The 19,694-nt window shown below is 40.2% G+C and carries 24 protein-coding genes and 2 tRNA genes; 13 read left to right on the forward strand and 13 right to left on the reverse strand.

Annotated elements, in window-relative coordinates:
* Positions 1–53 precede the first annotated feature (53 nt).
* From KKB09_04840 to tnpA, 4 genes are all read right to left on the reverse strand, one after another.
* Entirely contained in the window at positions 54–677 is a 624-nt protein-coding gene (locus tag KKB09_04840; GenBank protein ID MBU4300518.1) for a TIGR02391 family protein, read from the reverse strand.
* Between the two features lies 1 nt (position 678).
* Positions 679–1,029: a hypothetical protein gene (locus KKB09_04845; protein MBU4300519.1), complete on the reverse strand. Its 351-nt coding sequence runs from the start codon at positions 1,027–1,029 to the stop codon at positions 679–681.
* A gap of 5 nt (positions 1,030–1,034) precedes the next feature.
* Positions 1,035–1,403, reverse strand: a complete 369-nt coding sequence (locus tag KKB09_04850) for a hypothetical protein (protein MBU4300520.1) — start codon at positions 1,401–1,403, stop codon at positions 1,035–1,037.
* Between the two features lie 142 nt (positions 1,404–1,545).
* Positions 1,546–2,100, reverse strand: coding sequence for an IS200/IS605 family transposase (gene tnpA, locus KKB09_04855; protein ID MBU4300521.1), 555 nt, complete (start codon positions 2,098–2,100; stop codon positions 1,546–1,548).
* A 487-nt stretch (positions 2,101–2,587) separates the two neighbouring features.
* Between tnpA and KKB09_04860 the strand changes: the two genes are divergently transcribed.
* The 5 genes from KKB09_04860 (at position 2,588) to KKB09_04880 (ending at position 7,074) form a co-directional block, all read left to right on the forward strand.
* Positions 2,588–3,805 (forward strand): ORC1-type DNA replication protein, encoded by a 1,218-nt coding sequence (locus tag KKB09_04860; protein ID MBU4300522.1) that lies wholly within the window; start codon positions 2,588–2,590, stop codon positions 3,803–3,805.
* 75 nt (positions 3,806–3,880) lie between these two features.
* A complete protein-coding gene (locus KKB09_04865) occupies positions 3,881–4,258 on the forward strand; it encodes a class I SAM-dependent methyltransferase (protein MBU4300523.1) in 378 nt (125 codons plus the stop codon).
* A gap of 51 nt (positions 4,259–4,309) precedes the next feature.
* On the forward strand, positions 4,310–5,587 hold the full coding sequence (locus tag KKB09_04870; GenBank protein MBU4300524.1) for a UDP-glucose/GDP-mannose dehydrogenase family protein: 1,278 nt from the start codon (positions 4,310–4,312) through the stop codon (positions 5,585–5,587).
* The gene (locus KKB09_04875) at positions 5,568–6,158 is read left to right on the forward strand and encodes an HD domain-containing protein (protein ID MBU4300525.1); all 591 of its coding nucleotides are present in this window, start codon (positions 5,568–5,570) and stop codon (positions 6,156–6,158) included. Before KKB09_04870 ends, KKB09_04875 begins: the two co-directional genes overlap by 20 nt.
* A 4-nt stretch (positions 6,159–6,162) precedes the next feature.
* A complete protein-coding gene (locus KKB09_04880) occupies positions 6,163–7,074 on the forward strand; it encodes a malate dehydrogenase (protein ID MBU4300526.1) in 912 nt (303 codons plus the stop codon).
* Positions 7,075–7,210: 136 nt separating this feature from the next.
* Here the strand turns inward: KKB09_04880 and KKB09_04885 are convergent, their stop codons facing one another.
* The 3 genes from KKB09_04885 to KKB09_04895 form a co-directional block, all read right to left on the reverse strand.
* The gene (locus KKB09_04885; protein ID MBU4300527.1) at positions 7,211–7,717 is read right to left on the reverse strand and encodes a CPBP family intramembrane metalloprotease; all 507 of its coding nucleotides are present in this window, start codon (positions 7,715–7,717) and stop codon (positions 7,211–7,213) included.
* Between the two features lie 266 nt (positions 7,718–7,983).
* Complete coding sequence (locus KKB09_04890) at positions 7,984–8,184, reverse strand: hypothetical protein (GenBank protein MBU4300528.1); 201 nt, start codon at positions 8,182–8,184, stop codon at positions 7,984–7,986.
* A 639-nt stretch (positions 8,185–8,823) separates the two neighbouring features.
* Positions 8,824–9,258 carry a hypothetical protein gene (locus KKB09_04895; protein MBU4300529.1) on the reverse strand — a complete coding sequence of 145 codons (435 nt, stop codon included), beginning with the start codon at positions 9,256–9,258 and terminating at the stop codon, positions 8,824–8,826.
* Positions 9,259–9,291: 33 nt separating this feature from the next.
* Between KKB09_04895 and KKB09_04900 the strand changes: the two genes are divergently transcribed.
* From KKB09_04900 to KKB09_04915, 4 genes are all read left to right on the forward strand, one after another.
* Positions 9,292–10,353 (forward strand): NAD(P)/FAD-dependent oxidoreductase, encoded by a 1,062-nt coding sequence (locus KKB09_04900; GenBank protein ID MBU4300530.1) that lies wholly within the window; start codon positions 9,292–9,294, stop codon positions 10,351–10,353.
* Between the two features lie 41 nt (positions 10,354–10,394).
* Complete coding sequence (locus KKB09_04905; GenBank protein MBU4300531.1) at positions 10,395–11,447, forward strand: hypothetical protein; 1,053 nt, start codon at positions 10,395–10,397, stop codon at positions 11,445–11,447.
* Between the two features lie 64 nt (positions 11,448–11,511).
* Positions 11,512–12,390 (forward strand): protein translocase subunit SecF, encoded by an 879-nt coding sequence (locus tag KKB09_04910; GenBank protein ID MBU4300532.1) that lies wholly within the window; start codon positions 11,512–11,514, stop codon positions 12,388–12,390.
* A gap of 20 nt (positions 12,391–12,410) precedes the next feature.
* On the forward strand, positions 12,411–13,883 hold the full coding sequence (locus KKB09_04915; protein MBU4300533.1) for an MMPL family transporter: 1,473 nt from the start codon (positions 12,411–12,413) through the stop codon (positions 13,881–13,883).
* A gap of 20 nt (positions 13,884–13,903) precedes the next feature.
* Here the strand turns inward: KKB09_04915 and KKB09_04920 are convergent.
* A tRNA-Ile gene (locus tag KKB09_04920) sits at positions 13,904–14,160 on the reverse strand.
* A 79-nt stretch (positions 14,161–14,239) separates the two neighbouring features.
* On the opposite strand from KKB09_04920, the gene tmk reads away from it, so the two are divergent.
* The 3 genes from tmk to KKB09_04935 all read left to right on the forward strand — a co-directional run bounded on the left by tmk (position 14,240) and on the right by KKB09_04935 (position 16,412).
* Positions 14,240–14,833 carry a dTMP kinase gene (gene tmk, locus KKB09_04925; GenBank protein ID MBU4300534.1) on the forward strand — a complete coding sequence of 198 codons (594 nt, stop codon included), beginning with the start codon at positions 14,240–14,242 and terminating at the stop codon, positions 14,831–14,833.
* 511 nt (positions 14,834–15,344) lie between these two features.
* Positions 15,345–15,707 (forward strand): DUF5615 family PIN-like protein, encoded by a 363-nt coding sequence (locus tag KKB09_04930; GenBank protein ID MBU4300535.1) that lies wholly within the window; start codon positions 15,345–15,347, stop codon positions 15,705–15,707.
* Positions 15,708–15,827: 120 nt separating this feature from the next.
* Positions 15,828–16,412, forward strand: coding sequence for a hypothetical protein (locus KKB09_04935; GenBank protein MBU4300536.1), 585 nt, complete (start codon positions 15,828–15,830; stop codon positions 16,410–16,412).
* Here the strand turns inward: KKB09_04935 and hisS are convergent.
* The 3 genes from hisS to KKB09_04950 are packed head-to-tail and all read right to left on the reverse strand — an operon-like array spanning position 16,407 to position 18,137.
* Positions 16,407–17,684, reverse strand: coding sequence for a histidine--tRNA ligase (hisS, locus tag KKB09_04940; protein ID MBU4300537.1), 1,278 nt, complete (start codon positions 17,682–17,684; stop codon positions 16,407–16,409). The two genes, KKB09_04935 and hisS, sit on opposite strands and share 6 nt — an antisense overlap.
* Positions 17,685–17,737: 53 nt before the next feature.
* Positions 17,738–17,932, reverse strand: a complete 195-nt coding sequence (locus KKB09_04945) for a hypothetical protein (protein ID MBU4300538.1) — start codon at positions 17,930–17,932, stop codon at positions 17,738–17,740.
* The gene (locus KKB09_04950) at positions 17,925–18,137 is read right to left on the reverse strand and encodes a hypothetical protein (GenBank protein ID MBU4300539.1); all 213 of its coding nucleotides are present in this window, start codon (positions 18,135–18,137) and stop codon (positions 17,925–17,927) included. Before KKB09_04950 ends, KKB09_04945 begins: the two co-directional genes overlap by 8 nt.
* A 103-nt stretch (positions 18,138–18,240) precedes the next feature.
* Here KKB09_04950 and KKB09_04955 point away from each other — a divergent pair, with 103 nt between their 5' ends.
* Entirely contained in the window at positions 18,241–18,555 is a 315-nt protein-coding gene (locus tag KKB09_04955) for an MGMT family protein (GenBank protein MBU4300540.1), read from the forward strand.
* Here KKB09_04955 and KKB09_04960 read toward each other — a convergent pair.
* Positions 18,556–18,629: transfer RNA gene (locus KKB09_04960), tRNA-Cys, on the reverse strand. It lies immediately after the preceding gene.
* Positions 18,630–18,759: 130 nt separating this feature from the next.
* On the reverse strand, positions 18,760–19,677 hold the full coding sequence (locus KKB09_04965; protein ID MBU4300541.1) for a hypothetical protein: 918 nt from the start codon (positions 19,675–19,677) through the stop codon (positions 18,760–18,762).
* Positions 19,678–19,694: the final 17 nt, after the last annotated feature.

Here is a 19,694-nt window from a genome sequence, read left to right on the forward strand (position 1 = left end):
TATTTGTTCCCCTTTATTCTCAATATAACCTATGATGTTTATTAATGTTTTTCTTATTTAACCATTGTGTTGCATTCTTCTAATCTTTCACAAAGCAAACTGGCAAAACTCAGATATTTTAATGCCCTGTTTTTATCTTTTTGGATAATATTCTCATGTCCCTTTGGGTTTCTTATACCCATTATTGCACCTGCATAAAGATGCATAAATCCTTCTTGTTCATCTTTATCTGATTGGGATACAAGTCCATTCATTTTTAGTAGAGGGCTATTTACACTAAAAGCAGTTAGCATAAGACTTTTACCATCCAAGTCTTTGCGACAAGATTTCTCTTTAACAAGATTATTTATTTTCTTAAAAGCCTCAAAAATTGCTTGAGCATAATGTTTATCATAAAATAATTTTTTACTGACGGATTCTATTTCAGGATGGATATTTAATAATCTAAAATATTCCACTTCTGTTTTTTTCCCTTCATAGAAATCCGCATTATTTTTTTGAATCCAACCTTTATCCTCTAAACGTAAGAATTTTTTACAGGATTTAAGTTGCATTAAAATATTTGAGCAGGTTATTTGATATTCGTCAAAAAGTTTGTTTTTTACGTCGCTTGGCCTTCTATGTTCTAGAAAGTATCCATTTTTCCATAATTCGCTTATTGCAGTATTTATTTTCATGTTAATCAGATACATAAGCCCATTTCTTTAATTTTGTCCCATTATTTAGCGTCTTGGTCTTTTTAAGAGAGCCATTCCTAACAATATTCCTTAGTGGGAGCGTAATGTCTGATGCTTTAAAATGGTAGTCTTTTTCTTTTAACTTATCCAACATTTCTTTTACAGTTCTAGGTTGATTAAAAAAGTTTCCTAAAGAAAGAATCTTCTCAGTAGTGCTTCCTTTTCTGTACCAGTTAGCTAATTTCTCACTTTTCACTTCTTTGGATTTAGACGCTGGCTCTTTGCGTTCTAAAAGGGTAATTCTTCTTTCATGGTCATCAAGAATTGCCTTAAACTCTTTTTCTGTTATCATCTTTATCATCTCCGAACATAAACCCACTTTTTCTCTTGTTTAATTCTTCTTAATTCCTTACCTTTTACCAATCCTAGAACTATTGCAGATAAGGTGGTAATTGGGATAAATGTTCCTTGTTCTTCAAGCCCTTGTTTCAATTCAGCCAGACTTTTTGGCTTGTTAAAAAATCCTTCTGCAAGAATCTTTCTGATAGTATCTGTTATAGTTGGTTTTGAATTAGCCTTAGCTTTGATAAATTTTTTAAATTCTTTTGCAGGAGTTTCAGGAGTTTTTTCATCTTTATATAGATTCATAACTTTTGAAATCTCTTCTGGAGTACCCTCTATAACAATTTTAGTCCCATCTTTTGTTTCAATATTTGCTTTAGTCATTTTTAATCGCCCTTAATAACATAATAGTGTAATAATGCAATAGTATTTAAATCTTTCGCCTATTTGTCCAGTGGTTCGTAGTTTCGTCGCCCCCTCCCCTGTTCGTCGTTTTTCGTTTAAATTTGTCCCCCTTCTTGAGATTTCACTTTGTGAAATCTCCTATTGTTAGCTGTCCTTTCAATTCTGTAGGGCATCCATAAATATCATATTCAAAGACATCTTTGCCTTGCTGTTCTTGAATGTATCTCTTAACTTGCTCTTGTGAAACGTGTCCAGCAGAGCCACAGTAATAACCTCTTGCCCAGAGGTTATCAAAACCTTTGCCGAAGTGCTGTTTATATCCAAGATACCTTAATTCAGGAAAGCATCGCCTTAATTGTATTGAAGTATTGCCTTTCAGCTTATGAATTATCTTGAAAGGAGTTACTGTCGGCTTTGCACCTACGAATAGATGCAAGTGGTCAGGCATAATCTCGAATGCCAGATTGCTAATGCTCATTTCTTGGCATTGCCCTTCAATGATTGCTTTCAGAACTTCAACAACCTTTCCAGTCAATACTGGCTTCCTGTATTTTGGAATCCAAATAATGTGGTAATTGATGTTGTATTTGCAATGGTGAGATGTCCTCACAGTTGCGATTTTACTCTCGATTTTGTGCACTTCTGGATTGAAGTGCGGATATAGTTTTTTAGTCATAGCGACCACCTCATGCTGAAGGTGGTTGCTTGTATCGTTAGGGGGTTCTCGTTTAGCGAACCATACATTAAACTTTTAGCGTAGCGACCTCTGCAAGAGGGAAAAGTTTAAGTTAAATGGTTTGCGTGAGAAACCCCCAGCTTTAGCTGGATTTATTTTGGGAGTATGTTATTTCTAAAAATAAATATTATTTATCTCCCACCCCATCATTTCCCTTAGAGATGTTTTTTGATTTTTCAATATGTTGCTATTGTTATAACAATGTTATATTCGGTTCTATATAGGTATAGTATATAGTTCCATACGAAATGATGGGGTGGGGGTGTTTAAAATCGAAAAATATTTTCATTTTTTATTTTTCAAAAAATCTTAAAAATTTCTATTGGAACTTTAAGAGGGGTTGGGTTCTTATGGAAACCCCAGAAAGAAAAAGATATAAGCTTTTTAAGCAAATAAAGCATACCTTTGTTTCTCATGGAGGGCGTTGATGCAAATGGCTCAAACAACAATTCAGCAAATATTCTCTAATTATATGACAAAGCAACCGCTTTTTTTAGATAAACGAGCACTTACTACATCATACACACCGGAAAATGTTCCGCATAGGGAAGAACAGATATCACAACTTGCATCGATTGTCACTCCTGTTCTGAAAAAAGAGAGGCCTTCAAATGTTTTTATATACGGTCCAACAGGAAGTGGCAAAACACTTGTTACGCAATATGTTGCATCAGAGCTAAAAACGGCGGCAAAAAACAACAACATACCATTTCATATTGTTTATGTGAATTGTAAAATGAAACGCGTGGCTGATACAGAGTACCGCCTCCTTGCGCACCTTGCAAATCTGCTCGGAAAAACCGTACCGCCCACAGGCTTGCCCACAGATCAGGTATATAAGATATTTTACAGCGCGCTTGATGAGCGTGAAGGCGTGGTTATATTTATCATTGACGAAATAGACGCGCTTATTAAAAAAGTCGGTGACGAACTGCTTTACAATTTTACAAGAATGAATCAAGATATAAAAAATGTAAAGGTGTCTATAATCGGTATTTCAAACGACATTGCATTTACAGAAAATCTTGATGCGCGTGTCCGATCATCCCTTTCAGAAGAGGAACTTCTCTTTCCACCATATAACGCACTTCAGCTTCAAAGAATACTTTCAGAGCGCGCAAGCATAGCATTCAATAAATCAAAAGTATCCGATGGCGTGATTTCAAAATGTGCGGCTCTTGCAGCCCAGGAACATGGCGATGCAAGGCGCGCATTGGATTTATTGAGGGTTGCAGGAGAGCTTGCAGAGCGTGAAAACGCGCCAATGGTTGAGGAAAAGCATGTTGATGCCGCAGAATCAAAGGTTGACCTGGACCGGGTAATAGAAACAGTAAAAATGCAGCCCAAACAGTCAAAAGCAATACTTTACAGCATAATTTATCTTACGCGCGGTGATGAAAAGACCTGCCTTTCAGGCGATGTTTATGAGGAATATGTGCGCATCACAAAGGTCCTTGGCCTTAAGCCCCTGACACAGAGGCGTGTTTCTGACATAATTTCAGAGCTTGACATAATGGGTGTAATAACGTCAAAAGTCATAAGCAAGGGGAGGTATGGGAGAATGCGTGATATTGGCCTTGCTATATCGACGGAGATTTACCAAAAACTGCTGAATTTTTTAAAGAGCGATTTTGGATTTGATTAAGACCTGGTGGCGTTATGACTGAAAAACAAAAAAAGTTTTACCTTCTTGATATGGGGTGTGGTGACAATCCCTACGATGAGAAAGGCAAAAACAACAATAGGTATCGATTCTTTACAATATCCGCTTAAACGAGCTAAAACCAACGGGCATGAGGTACTTATGTGTGAGGCAGAACATCTTCCATTCAAGGAAGGTGTATTTGAAAAAGTAGTGGGAAGACGAGCGTTTGGATTTATGGATGATTATCTTAACAAAGCAGTTGATGAGGCTATGCGTGTCCATAAAAACGGCGGTTCTGTTGTAATTGACGACGATAAACAAGTAGTTAGCAATATAGAGAAACACATCAAAGCAGAGGGTTATACACCTCGTAAAATGATGAATTATTTATTGAAAAAGAACAAGAATACGAAAAAATACGTACGAAAACGCGGTGAAATAATCATCGAATAAAGAACGTTATCGTTAACAAGTTATTTAAAATCGCGCGAACATCCATTTTCTATGAAACTCTGCGTCATAGGCACAGGATATGCCGGCATAGTCAATGCAGTTGGGTTTGCCGCGCTTGGAAACGATGTTTTATGCGTTGATATTGATGAAAAAAAAGTCGCGCTGATAAATTCCGGAAAGTCGCCGATTTTTGAGCCCGAGCTTGAGGAAAAGCTTGTCGCAGCGTTTAAACAGAAAAAAATACACGCGACAACAGACCTAAGCGCAGGTATAAAGGATGCTGAAATTATTTTTGTCTCTGTGGGCACGCCGTCAAAAGACGACGGAAGCATAGACCTTAAATACATCGAATCTTCGGCAAAAAGTCTTGGAAGCGCGATGAAAAACAGAAGCTACTGCGTAATCATCATGAAGAGCACAGTTGTTCCCGGAACAACCGAAGGCGCGTTTCTTAAAATTCTTGAGGAAGAATCCGGCAAAAAAGCAGGCAAGAGTTTTGGGCTTTCAATGTGCCCGGAATTTTTGCGCGAGGGCCACGCAGTTTATGATTTTTTCAATCCGGACCGCGTTGTAATCGGAGTATCTGATAAAAAAGCCGAAGCACTTGTTGTTGAGTTGCATAATCCGCTGAAATCAAAAACCTTGATTACTGATATCAAGACCGCGGAAATGATAAAATACGCATCAAACGCATTTCTTGCTGTGAAAGTTTCGTTTTCAAACGAAATCGGAAATATTTGCAAAAAACTCGGGATAGATGTTTATGATGTGATGAAAGGTGTTGGCATGGACGCGCGCATTTCTCCTCATTTTCTTAATGCCGGCGCAGGATTCGGGGGGTCATGCTTTCCAAAAGACGTAAAGGCGCTTGTTGCAAAATCAAAAGAGCTTGGATATGAGCCGAAACTTCTTGACAGCGCGCTTGAATTAAACAAGACTCAGCCGCTAAAACTCATCGAGCTTTTGAAAAAGCATCTGAAGAATTTGCGAGGCCAGAAAATAACAATACTCGGCCTTGCGTTTAAGCCAGAAACAGATGACATCCGCGAGGCTCCGTCATTGAAAATAATTTTTGAGATGATAAAAGAAGGTGCAGATGTGATTGTATACGATCCAGTTGCCAAAAACAACGTCCGTCAGATTTTTGGCGACAAGATAAAATATGCCGAAACTTTGAAAGACGCGCTTGATTTCTCAAAACATATTCTTATTGTTACAGAATGGAACGAATTTCGTGATGAAAAATTATATCGCGGCAAGATTGTTATTGACGGAAGAAAGGCCCTGAACAAAAAGACTGGCGGAGATTATGAAGGCCTTTGCTGGTGATTTTATTTTGATTGAGAAATACGCGCAAGTTTGGGATTTGGCGCTTCCATACCTTGAAGCTGGAAAGAAAAAAGATTTTGTTCTGCACACAAAATGCGTTATCAAATCAATGCAGATGCTGCTTGAAAATGAAAAAGGCGATGCGGATATTCTGATGCCTGCGGCAATTCTTCACGACACGGGCTGGTCAAAGGTTCCTGCAGCTCTTCAAAAAAGCCTTGACAAAGCCGAAGCAAAAAAGGCCATGCAGATGCATTTGGAATGCGGCGCGTTAATAGCCGAAGAACTTTTGGCAAAACTTAATTATGGTAAGGACAAAATAAAGCGTATTGCTGCCATTGTTTTTGCGCATAAGTTTCAAAGCCCGCAAGACTCTGAAAAGCAGATAATGATTGATGCGGATAACCTTACTGATGTTTTTTATGAACAATTTTATGGTGATTGCAAAGACTATAAATTGACGCCGGAAGAGCTTTTTAATATACGAAAGAACAATACGTACTATACAAAAACTGCGCGCAAAATATTTGCATCTGAATTGGATGCGCGAAAAAAAGAAATTTGGAATTGATTGTATGAAAGTTTCCATAATCGGCGCAGGAAGGCTTGGCAGCTTAATCGGCTTTTTGATAGCTGACAGAGGGCTTGCGGATGAAATTGTTTTTGTCGATATAAACAAAGCCGGAGCAGAAGGGCAGGCACTTGACATAAATCACGCATTCCTAAAATCCGGCAAAGCGCCGAAAATTTCAGCAGGAGATTATTCAGCAACGTCTGGTTCTAACATAGTTATAATTACTGCAGGAAAGCCGCGCACCGCGGCAATGACCTCACGCGCCGAGCTTCTGGCAGACAATGCAAAAATCATCAAAGGAATTGCTGACGAGATAAAAGCGCATAGCAAAGGCGCGATTTTAATCACAACAACGAATCCCATAGATGCCATCAACTACGTTCTTTGGAAAGAAACCGGATTTGCGCGCGAGAAAATCATAGGTTTCGGAGGGCTTTTAGATTCATCGAGGTTTAAGGCAATGGTGTCGGAAGAGCTTAACATTCCTGCAAATTCGATAGTATGTGAAGTTTTAGGAGAGCACGGCGAGAACATGACGCCGCTTTTCAGCAGGATGACTATTGATGGAAAATCAACCGCGCTTTCAAGCGAACAGACGGAAAAAATTAGAATCCAACTTCTTGGCACAGCAAAAACAGTGATAGAAAAAAAAGGCGCTACAGAATACGGACCGACAAGCCAGCTTTTGCGCATTGTCGATGCAATTGTAAATAATAAAAAAGAGGTTCTTTTGTGCTCCTGTGTTTTGCAAGGCGAATACGGGTTGAGCGATGTTTCAATAGGCGCGCCGGCAGTAATCGGTGCGCGCGGCATAGAAAAAATTGAAGTTTGGCAGATTGATTCTGACGAACTGGAAAGATTAAGGCGCGCAGGAGAAAAAATCAAAGCGGATGTTGGCGCGGCGATGAAGTGAATTGCAGTCGATTGAGTTTAACGTTTTGCGGATGAAAGAAGTTTTCGAAGGAAATTTGGGCGGGGTGAAACGAAGCCTTTTAGCTGCTGTTAAGTGAATGTATGGCGCAAGGCAGTTCAATAATAAAACAATAAGTTTAAACCAATATCAACATGAATGTCAAAGATAAAAAATTATTGGAATAATGTGATAACAGACTTCCTTTAAATTGATATTTCTTGTAGACTAACCCAAAAACGATACCTATTAACATCATGTCAATTGCTTTAAGTATGCCCCACCCAAATAAAATGTGCCAAAAACCAAATAGAGTACTTGAAATAAACAATCCTAATCTAAACCGTTCATTTAAAATAAACCAATTAAGTAATCCTCTTCTAAAAATTACTTCCTCAAAAAAGGGTGCAAAAATACCCACATACAAAATTTTAACGAGAGGAGATTGACTTAACCACCAAGAACCTTTACCAACCGTTAGTGCTATAGTGGCAGGATATAAATAAAAAATTAATTTCAAAAGATGATAATTGATTAAATAAAGAGAAAAACCAATCAAAATCGGGCAGAATAATCTACCATGTTTATTATCTATAAAACTATTATCTATAAAACTGTTTAATTTTGAGAAAGTTATACGGGACATAGTATATTTTTTAAATCAAATAATTTAAAGTTTCCTTCTGAGTCCAACTGAGTAATATTTCACTTAACTCCGAGGTTTAAAGAACTTCGCGAAGCGAAATTGGACGGAGAAACCTGTAATGTTTCGGAGCCGTTAAAGCGCCGAGTTAGTTTCGCCCCACATGGATTGATTTTTAGCGCAGCGTTCCCGAAGAAAAAAATCAAAGTCGCGAGGGCGCTTTATGTGCGAAAAGAATTTATTTGAATGAAATCTTCGATGTTAATATTTTATTTTTGCTTTAATACCAACCAGTACCAGAAATTAACTACTATTGGAATAATGGTTATGATAATAACAAGAATAACGAACTGCCACGTCAAAGAGTTCAAGTCTGTGCCATGCTTTTTAAGTGCATAGAAGATTATTGAATCTGTTGCTGCTACAACAATAGTAACTATAATAACTAATCTTGTGAAGAGGCTCATCATATTATTAATAAGATTCTGGATTTAATAACTATGTTGTTTTTTTGGCGCCCTCTCGATTTGGAGTAAATTCCGCTTTTCGCGCCATTAGTGGATAAAAGCGGAATCCCGCAGAGAAGTGGCGATTATTACGCGCTTAAAAGAACCAGCTCTTGCTGCGCAATTAAATTATAAAGAAAAATTGGCGATGCGAGAAGAACATCAATTAATTCCCGCACCGAGAGTATTTCATGTCCCTGTTTACGTCTGTCTTAATCAAAATCGTCTTGGAGCCTTCATAGGCGATCGCGTATGAAATTCGATCATTTTGTTAATCCTTTTGACCTCTTTCCAGTTGCCGCGTAAAGCCATTTGAGCTTTCATTTCCTTTAGTGTTAATACGTCCATATCTATCACCTATATTGTTTTAAGGTTTTATGCCGCTTGAAACAAACACGAACCCGTGGAGTTTAAACCGTTTAACCTACCTTACAGTATTTGTTTCATCTCCTAAAACAACTGCAATTAAAGAACTCCCCTTTGCAACCGTTTGTCTTCCATATCTATGGATGAGGTGGTATATAAATCTATCGTAGTCTACTGCTATCGAAATCTAAAAAATCAGAGCGCGAAAAGCAATTTTTTACGACAGTTGTTGATTTTTTAGCTGTTAAAGAACCGCAAAGCGCTGAATTTTTGTTTTTTATCTCCGTTTTCATCAAATTCTTCGTCTTCTGAATCGTCTTTCGGTTTGTTTTCTTCTAATTCCGCATTATTTGGCGCAACATTAGTAATTTCTTCAGTCATTACACTTGCCGCATATTCTACAAAGTCATCCTTCTCAGCGGGTTCAAAAGGTCGTGCACCGGGCGCGCTATATGTGGGCGCGACATTTCTTGCGACTGGTTTTGTTTCCTCGAAAGAATTTGGCGCAGCTGTGACATACTCAGCCTCTGTTTTTCGTGTTTTGTATTGCAGTACTTCATCCCGGGGGGCATAAATTGCTTCGCGCTGACGTGTTTTTGGCTTTTTGCCGTGTTTCATCCAATAGACTGCAAAAAAGCATGCCAACGACACACCCAAAAAGAATTCCCACATGTTTTATTAATTGTTCGCAGGTATTTATAAGATATGTTGGAACCGCATAAACTCAAGCAGTATGATATAATAATCGCCGGTGCAGGCCCGGTAGGCGCGCATCTTGCATATCTTCTTTCAAAAAAAGGGCTTTCTGTTCTTGTTCTTGAGAAAAAGCGCGCGCCAGGAAAATCAGCTTGTTCAGGACTTATCAGCTTGCGACTAAAAAAACTTATTCCACTCGATAATTCGTTTGTTGAGCATCTGATCTATGGCGCGACATTCCACTCAAAAAACACATATTTGACAGTTGAAAAAAAGAAGCCGGTGGCATATGTAATAAATCGCGTTCTTTTTGACCGGCATATGATTATGCTGGCAGAAAAGACGGGCGCAAAAATTGTACTCGGCGAGCCGTTTGAATCATACTCTATTAAAGAAAATCGCATTGTTGTGAATGAAAAATATCGTGCTGAAATGCTTGTTGGAGCAGATGGCGCGGCAAGCGCGGTGCGCAGGCTTTCAGGGCTCAAAGGCAAATTATGTTTGATTAACGGCATTATTTCAATATTTAGTGAGCCATCGATTTATAGAACCGTCGATGTTTTTTACGGAAAATCGATAGCTCCAGGCTTTTTTGCTTGGAGAATTCCGCGCGGGAAATCTATAGAGTATGGACTTGCCTCTAATAAAAACCATATCGCATATTTTGAGAAATTCCTTAAGCAGCACAACCGAATGCTTGGAAAATATTACACACACCCGATAGTTTTTGGGCAAACAGAAACTGTGGGGGATCGTGTAATTTTGGTCGGCGACGCAGCGCTTCAAGTTAAGCCATTCTCCGGCGGCGGGGTGATTTATGGCTTAATGTGCGCGAAAATTGCTGATAAAGCGATAACCAATGCATTCAAAAAAGACGATTTCAGCAAAGCGTTTTTTGAAAAAAATTACGATGGACTATGGAAGGAAAAGCTTATGGAGCCCATAAAAAACGGGAAATTGGTTCGAGAGATGCTGAATTCCCTTGATGATGAAGAGCTTGACGCGTTTTTTGAGCTTGCTGCAAAGAGAAAAGATGATATAGGATCTTTTGGAGATATGGATTTTTTATAATTCTCGCAAATATATATTTTTAAGACACTGCAATAGGTATTATGGTTTCTTTTGATGTCTTTTTTTTAAGCATGATTTACATACTGACTGCAAGTTTTTGTGCGGGCGTGGCCACATACATTATGACGAAACGAATAATAATTGTTTCTAAAAATATAGGGGCCGTCGGGTATGATATACATAAAAAAAATAAGCCCGAGATCGCAGAACTCGGAGGATTTCCAGTTCTTCTTGGGTACCTTACAGGTATTTTATCATATGTGTTCGCACTTACATTTTATCTTAAAATAGATGGAGGTACAACTTCAAAAATACTTGCGGCAACACTTACCATCGTAATCATAACCCTTTTTGGATTGCTTGATGATTTGACTGCGCTTCTTCAGAAAAGAAAAATCATTGGCGGAAAAATTAATTCTGAAAAAAAGATCGGATTTAAACAAAGCACAAAATTCTTATTGCCTTTATTTGCTGCAGTTCCTCTTGCAGTTGTTAATTCCGGAGTTTCATCAATAACAATTCCTTTTTTAGGAAATGTTGATCTCGGAATTCTTTATCCTATTTTGATGATTCCGCTCGGCATTTTTGGCGCGTCAAACGCAACAAATATGCTTGCGGGCATGAATGGGCTTACAGCAGGGCTTGGAGCAGTGCTTATTTCTGCACTCGGAGTATTTGCATTTATGAATGGTGGTGTGGTGGCTGCAGCTATTGCATTTATTTTTGTTGGCGCGCTTGTCGCGTTTCTTTTTTATAACTGGTGCCCGGCAAAAATATTTCCGGGCGACAGCTTGGATTATACAATCGGTGCAGTTGCCGCATCAGTTGCAATTCTTGGTAATATAGAGCGCTTCGCAGTTATTGCATTCACACCATGGTTTGTCGAATTTTTGCTAAAGGCACGAAGCCGTTTCACAGCAGAGTCTTTTGGCGTGCTGCAAGCCGACGGAACATTAAAAGCGCCGTATGAAAAAACATATTCTCTAACGCACATTATTATGAAATCGGGCAGATTTACAGAAAAACAGGTTGTTTCAATATTGTTGGCCGTAGAGGCTGTTTTTTGCGCAATTGCGTTTGCGGTTTTTCTTTAATCGTTTATATTGATTATTCAAACAAAAACTCAAGGTTTATAAAACTACCGTATCAACGTTAGCTATGCTTTCAAAAATGGTGGACTGGAGCCTTTTGCATTATAGGAAAGGGCTTATATTTACGGCGATGTTGCTTGTTTTTGTTCTGGGTATTCTTTTTAGCACATATATGAAAACAGGCGATTTTGTCGAGCGCGGCATTGATTTTAAAGGCGGTACAGAAATTGTTGTTCCAATAACCCCAGGAATCGCCGTTGACCTGCAGAAAATACAGGCAACTGCAAGCAAAGCAGTTTCCGGCGATATAACGCTGAAAGAAACCAAAGGGTCTGCGACAATGCTTATATTCCAGAGCGATGCATCAATTACAAAAGAAAATATTATTCGCGTTCTTGATTCTGAAGGCGTTTCCTATGACTCTGGCGGAATAAGCTCGCAGGCAGTCGGAGCATCTCTTGGCACCGCATTCTGGTCTCAGGCAAAAATGGCGATAGTTGCGGCATTTTTGGTAATGGCGGGTGTTGTCTTTTACGTTTTTAAAAATCCGATACCTGCGGCCGCAGTTGTTGCTGCAGGACTTTCGGATTTTTTGTTTGCTGCAGCAATGATGGATGTTGTAGGATTGAAACTTAGCCTTGCAACCCTTGCGGCGCTGCTTATAACATTAGGGTATTCAGTGGATACTGATATATTGCTTACAACGCGTGTCCTAAAGCGCCACGACGAACAGTCTGTGGATGAGCGCATTAAATCATCGATGAAGACCGGGATGACTATGACTGTTTGTGCAATTGCTGCTATGGCGGTTCTTTATTTTGTGTCAACCTCGGTCGTGCTTAGCGAAATTGCGCTCGTGATACTATTTGGGCTGGTTGCAGACATTCCGTTTACATGGGTTCAGAATGTCGGCATTTTAAAGTTATATCTTGAAAAAAGAAAATGAATTGTTTTTTGTGTGATTAAATGGACGTTAAAAGATTGCTGAAAGAGCCAAGAATTATATTTCTCGCAGTCCTGCTCATAGCCTCGCTTGCCGTAATTGGGCCTCATTTTGTGTTTGCTCCGGGAGAGCCTGCGCAGCTTGAGACAAAAATTGTCAAAGGCCTTGATCTTCAGGGAGGGGTGCGCGCGTTGATTGCCTTAGACAACGCGACAGACGAACAGTTTCAGCAGTCGATTTCAATATTGTCAAATAGGATCAATTATTTCGGCTTAAAGGAAATGAATATACGCCCGGTGATTATAGATAACACACAATATATACAGCTTGAGCTTGCGGGCGCGAATGAGGCCCAGATGCGCGACCTTCTTGAAAAGCAGGGGAAATTTGATGCCTATATAGACCGGCATGTTTCTTTATCCGACGGAACCGGCGTTTTGAAAATTGGCGGGATTGATTTTGCAATTTCTGAAAATAATGGCACAATAACTGTCGGAAACAGCACGGTTTCAGAAAACCAGTCGTTTGCACTCGATGTTTCAGGGACAAAAATCGACATAAAGTACCAGAACAAAACAAACAACATCATCCTTCTTTTTGCAAAGGTGTATGCTGGAGCAGACATCAAGCAGATTTATCATGATGCCCAGCATTCAAATGTTGTGCAAGGTTCGGGCGGCGCGTGGATTTTTCAGTTCTCGATAGTTACTTCAACCGATTCTGCGGCGCGGTTTTCAAAAATAACGCAGGATGTACCTGTTGATTTTGCAGGAATCCAGAGGCAAAATTATCTTTCAAGCAAGATCTATTTATATCTTGATGACAATGAAATGGATTCATTAAGCATATCTTCTGATCTGAAAGGCAATTTCCTCACGCAGCCGTCAATTTCAGGACCTGGTGAAAGCAAGCAGGATGCTGTTGATAAAATGAAAAAGCTTCAGGCAATTCTTGAAAGCGGCGCATTGCCTACAAAAATAGAGCTTGTAAGCGTTGCGGAAGTTTCGCCAACTCTCGGGGCGCAATTCATGAAAATGGCTATAGTGGCGATTTTTGCAGCAATTCTTGTTGTGAGTGTTATAATTTATTTAAGGTACAGAGACCCTAGAATAGTTATTCCGATAATACTTACATCCGGCGCAGAAGTGATAATTATATTTGGAGTTGCTGTGTTGATAAAGTGGACAATAGATCTTGCATCTATTGCAGGCATTCTTGCAGCAATAGGTACCGGTGTTGATGCGCAAATAGTTTTAGTTGACGAGTCGCGAAAAAAGCATGCTGCTGAGATGAGCCTTAAAAGAAAACTCGATCAGGCGTTCTTTATAATTGTGTCTTCGGGCGCAACTATGATTGGCGCAATGTTGCCGCTTCTTTTTATCGGTGCAGGTGTGATAAAGGGCTTTGCATTTACAACAATACTCGGCGTGTTTATCGGAATTTTTATAACAAGACCAACATTCTCAAAGATTTTGGAGTATGTTCGCGCAGAATAGTCGGCGGTTAGAAATTGGAGTGGCCCCGTTGAGATTTATTCATGCCGAATCAGCAGCGGACAGGTGACTGCACCGAAGGTGCAATCGCCCTAAGCGCCGACCGATTACGCGGCCGTTGAACTCAAGACCTCCGGCTCACTAAAACGCTAAGCGCAAGTAAGCACTTGGATTTGGGCAGGACAAACTGTTCGCCCAAACGTCATATAAGACCGGCGCTCCTTCTGGCGGAATTTCGCGAATTTTTGGCAAAACCCGAAACCAGCTGAGCTACGGGACCACTAAAACCCTATATTGGCGGAGTTTTAAAAAGGTTTCTTATCTCAGATATATAAAAACCGGCTTCAAATAATCAATCTATGAAAGGAAAATTTATTGTGGTTGAAGGCCTGGATGGAAGCGGAGCATCTACGCAAGTGGCTATGCTTTCCGAATATCTGGCAAGCAAAGGATATAATGTTCTTGTGACAAAAGAACCGACAAATAACCTCATCGGCGGGCTTATAAGGGGGCAATTGACGCACGAATGGAAATCAAATCCTGAGTGTTTGCAGCTTCTTTTTGCAGCAGACCGCTCGCACCACATTGAAAAAGAAATAATTCCGGCGCTTGAGAAAGGCATGCTTGTCATATCCGACCGCTATATGTATTCCTCACTTGCTTTCGGCTCGATAGATTGTGATATGGAATGGCTGAAACATATAAATGCAAAATTCTTAAGGCCTGATGTTTCCATAATACTGAACGTTTCGCCTGAAGTTTCTGTTGAACGGATAGGGCGAACGCGCGCAGGTTTTGAGCTTTTTGAGGACAAGTCGAAGCTTGAAAAGGTTCGCACAGCTTTTGATGCGTTGGCAAAAGAAACGAAAGGCATTACAGTTATCGATGGCACTATGCCGGTAAATAAGGTTTCCATGGCGATTGTGCGGGAAGTTCAGAAGGTTCTGCAATAGATGCGCGTGTGTTGTAGACATATTTAATTAGTCGTAAAAGAATAAATATGCAATCGAGCCAATTTATTAGTGGTGCTTTGGCGCGCGCAAGATTGATGAAACTGGAATTACTGTTAGCGATTTTTCTTCCGGAGAAAATTTTGTAGGCTATATGGCTCTTGATTTTATTGCCGATGCGCGCATTCCGCGAAAATATGTGGATTCTATGAGGCGCATGGGCTAATGTTCTTTACATAAATGAAAGTAATGGCAGGATGCAGTATATTGAAATCATGCGCCTTGGCCAGCGCTTTGAAGTGCCTATTGCCACGCAGAATATTCGCCACTTTGGCGCGTATTATAAGCTGATTCCGCTGAAGTCAAGAAAAAGCGTGCGCCGATTAATTCAGGAGACTATGAAGCATTTTTCTAAAAGGGGTTGTCTGTCGCGCCGCTAATGGTGCTGCGATATTTCGCGAATATATTTATTTTGTTTTTTGGAGTATAAATAATCTGGTGTACTAAGTAATTAGTGGTGTTCTTGGAGCTTGCGCAAAAAGAGAAGTATTCTAATGAGATGCCGCCTAATGCGTATTCTTTAACAAAGAAATATATTGACTCTTTTAAAAAAATAGACTGTGTCGTAGACGCATGCGTTTCTGCAGAACTTGTTAAATTAATGCGCGAAAACGGCAAAAATGTTTTGTATATGGCTGAAATTGATGCACTAACTGGAGGGCATTTATCTGATAACGATATAATTAACATAGCAAATAGCCATAATATTCCGGTGATTACTTTTAATATTCCGCATTTTTTGGGTTGTGTTGAACTCATTCCGCTGAAAGCCACCAGCGTGAAACGCCAATTTGCGGTGATATCAAGTTACGAATAATATTGTTGCATCAACAAATTCTGAAATGTTTTTTCATGACGTTTTAATAATAAAAACATTTGCAATAAATATTTGAGTGGTTGCATTTATGCGCATAGCGATGTTGTAAAAAAACCCTTTTTGTTCTTAGCAGAATTTGCTATATCCGGCAAAGATAAAAAAGGAAAACAAGCGGATGAATATAAACGAACACTTATTGATTCAGGACTTTTCGAATATATTGACACGGGCATAGCCTGTGTAATTTCTGGCGGCGAATTGCGTGCTCGCAATAATTTTGATTTTAGAATATTTGTAAAATGTATTCCCGATTATGTGTTGGGGAATGTAATGTCTTATCTGAAAGAGTCGCACGCACAAAGCATGCTGGCAGCTAATCTGAAGCTGTTTGACAAAAACACTATTTCGAGTGGAGCTGACATATATCAACTTCTTGTGCTTGATACTGCTCAGCGCCAAAAAGTGGGCGATGCTGCATTCGGCGATGCACAAGGCCACGCGTTAGAAGGAGCACTTAGAGCGATGCTTACAAAAAAAGAATATCTTCCTGACGGCGGAGAATATGTTGATTTGCGTCAGCCGCCATACTCTGTAGATGCCGATTTTGGAATTTCTTTTGATTCAGAGAACTGCCTTTTAGAATATTATCGGAATTTGCGCGATGCCGAGTCTTGTTTTAAACTGCAGACAAAACGCAGATTATGACGTAAGTTCGCTAACGCGTACTTTCCCTTCTTTTCCGGTCTTCATATTTCTCACAATAACTGCGCCTTCTGCAAGCTCTTTTGGACCTACAATTATGATTTTTTTTGCGCCGGTTTTATTTGCAAAGTCGAACTGCTCGCGCAGGCTTTTGTTCATTATGTCGATTTCTGCAGAAATTCCGGATTTGCGCAAGTTCGCAGCGATTTTTATAGTATCCGCGCGCATGGAATCATTTACAGCCGCAACGAAATATTCCGCGCCGTTTTTTTTGCCGCCAAAAAGCCCTGCAGCCTCCATTGCTGCAAGAGTGCGCTCTATCCCCCCGGCAACGCCGCATGCAGGCATTTTCCTGCCGTATATTCCTGCTAGATTGTCATATCTTCCGCCGCCAAAAAGAGAGCCCAGTTCAGGCGTTTTCAAGTCTGCGGCTTCGTAGACAATGCCTGTGTAATATCCAAGGCCCCTCACAACTGATAAATCCAGCACGCACTTGTCATAAACTCCGAACGCGCGAAGCAGTTCGCCCAATGTCTTGAATTCGCCAATAATTTGTTCAAGTCCGCCAAATTCTTTTGATTTTTCAAGCTTTGCAGTGACGTCGGCGATTTTTCCGCGCATAGAAAGGGACGAAAGTATCTTTTCTGCATCTGCTTTTTTTATTCCGTACTTTTCGAATTCCGACAAAAGCGCATGTTTCTGGAGCTTTGCGATTTTATCTATTGTACGAAGCGCGCCTTCTACATTTTCTTCTTTTACCCCGCAGCTTTTGATTATGCATTCAACAAGCCTGCGGTCATTTATTCGCACTTCGAAATTTTTCAGGCCAAGAGCATTGAGTATCTCGACAGCAAGCGCGATTGTTTCTGCATCTGCCTTGATGCCCTTTGCGCCGAAAATCTCGACATCCCACTGCCAGAATGAGCGGAAGCGGCCGAATTGGGGGTTGTCATAGCGCCACATATTTGAAATGGCGTATGCTTTAAATGGAAATGTCACCGGTGCGGTTGCAGCCATTCGCGCAAGCCCCACGGTTAAATCAAAGCGCAGCCCCAGTTCTCGGCCGCCTTTGTCCTTGAGTATGTATATTTCGTTTTTGACATCCTCCCCGGATTTTGCAGTAAGCGTTTTTAAATCTTCGAGTGCTGGCGGCTCTACTTCAGTATAGTTCCAGCGGTCCAGCACCGAGCGTATCTTTGCATATATTTCCTTTCTTTTCGCCATTTCTTCTGGCATTATGTCCTTCATGCCTTTCGGCGGCTGGAATTCGGGCATATAATCACTTTTGATTTTAACAATATATATTCATCTGCAGATGAATTATTAGTTTATTTAAAAAACACGCGCAAATCATTCAAAACAATATAATTGCTTGTTTCAAAGCGCGCGTTTTCTTCCGGATTATTTCCATCTTCTTTTGAAATCAGTGGCGCGAGGTCACTTCCATATTGGTTTGTCATTTCAAAAGATCGTTGTCTCGTTTTTTCTTCAGAAAACGGCGCATTATCTAGTGGGCTATACATTACTCTCACCCCCTTCGGTTTCAGGAACATTAATCGCGCTTCCGCTATCGGTAATTTTTTCAATACCTACAAAAACAACCGCGCCAAAGCTAAGTTTAAGCCTTTTTCTGATTGACGCAGGAACGATTATTCTTGCGCGCTCATCGAGCTTTGCGGTGAAAAACAGAATTCGAGAATTCGGGCTGTCGCTGATGCCGAAAATCATCCTTTCGGATGAAGCAATTCACCTTTTATGTCCTTTGGCATAGATTTCACCACTTAGTAATTGTAATTAAAAGTATATAAACTTATGTGGGAAATTACCCTTTATGCCCCTTTCTTTTTCAGCACGTGTCCTTGAACTTACAAAAAGAATCCCAAAAGGCAAAGTTTCGACTTACGGCGACATTGCAAAGGCGCTCGGAAACCCAAAAGCTGCGCGCGCTGTAGGAAACGCATTGAATAAAAACCCGCATCCAGTAACTGTTCCGTGCCACAGGGTTGTGCGCTCTGGCGGCGCTGTTGGCGGCTATGTTTCTGGGAAAAAAGAGAAAATCGCGCTCCTTAAAAGCGAAGGAATCAAAATTAAGCGCGGCAAAGTCGCGGATTTTGATAATATACGATGGATTTTTAGAAAACGTTGAAGCAGAGGGTGGGATTTGAACCCACATAAACGGGCTTTGCAGGCCCGCGCCAAACCGGGTTAGGCGACCTCTGCGTGTTTTGTCATTTTTATGTGTGCGAGAAGTTATTTAAATGCTGTTTTGGTTAAAACAAAATCAATAAAGAAAAAAATCAATAACTCCGGCGGTTAAGCCGGAGTTTGCTTGTTTAAAAATTTATTTTTTTTATTGTTCGCTTTTTACAGTTATGTACGCTTCTTTAGTTATTAGATAATTGTATGTCGCGGTTGCAATAACTGTATGGCTTGTTGTCGGATTGGTTCCTGCTGCAGGGGTGTATGTGCAAACCACATTCTTCGCCTGTCTTATGTTGACATCTTTGCTACCATCACAACTCGTTGTTTGTCCATCAACAGTCACCATTACTCGAAGTTTATCTGTGTCTTTTTGATTAATGTCTGGATTCATTGCAGTACAATCACCGGCTGGTAATGTTGTGAATCCGCCACCCACATTAGATACTTCAAATACTAATGTAAGTTTTTTCCCAGAAAGCACAGTGTCTCCCGAGAGAAGTTTCATTTGTATCGGGCCTGCTGTTGCTCTTGTGATTGCGTCCGATGTCGGGGGGTTGGATATTCTAATCTCGTTTTTTGAAATTTCATTTATATTGCTGAATGTGGTTGTTGAGTATGGGTAGCATACTCTTGCATAGAATGTGTACGGATTAGACATTCCTGGAGCAAGACCGAGAGAGGGAGCTGTTAAATCCAATGTTTCAACAACAAGGCTTCCAGGTATTTTTCTTGCAACGTCGGGTGGTGAAAATGAAACTGTATCAAGTGTTTTTGATGTGCTTCCAGCAGTCACAGCCCAAACTTGTGGTGTGGATCCGTCCATAACCGGGCCATAGATCCAAAGCTGACTGGACGTAGTCATAGCTTTAGCGCCAACGTTCTGAACTTGAATATTTAATGTTGTTAATTCATTTTCAAATAATGCGTCTGTATCTAACGAAAAATCGTTTATTACAACACCCGCTATTTGGCTGAATTCAACGCCGGATGTGCTGGTCGTGCCAGTGCATCCCGAAACAATCACCACTGCTAGAATAGATAATATTGCAAAGTTTTTTGTATGCATTATCTCACCAATACATC

Source organism: Nanoarchaeota archaeon, assembly GCA_018897155.1.
Lineage (GTDB): Archaea > EX4484-52 > EX4484-52 > EX4484-52 > LFW-46 > LFW-46.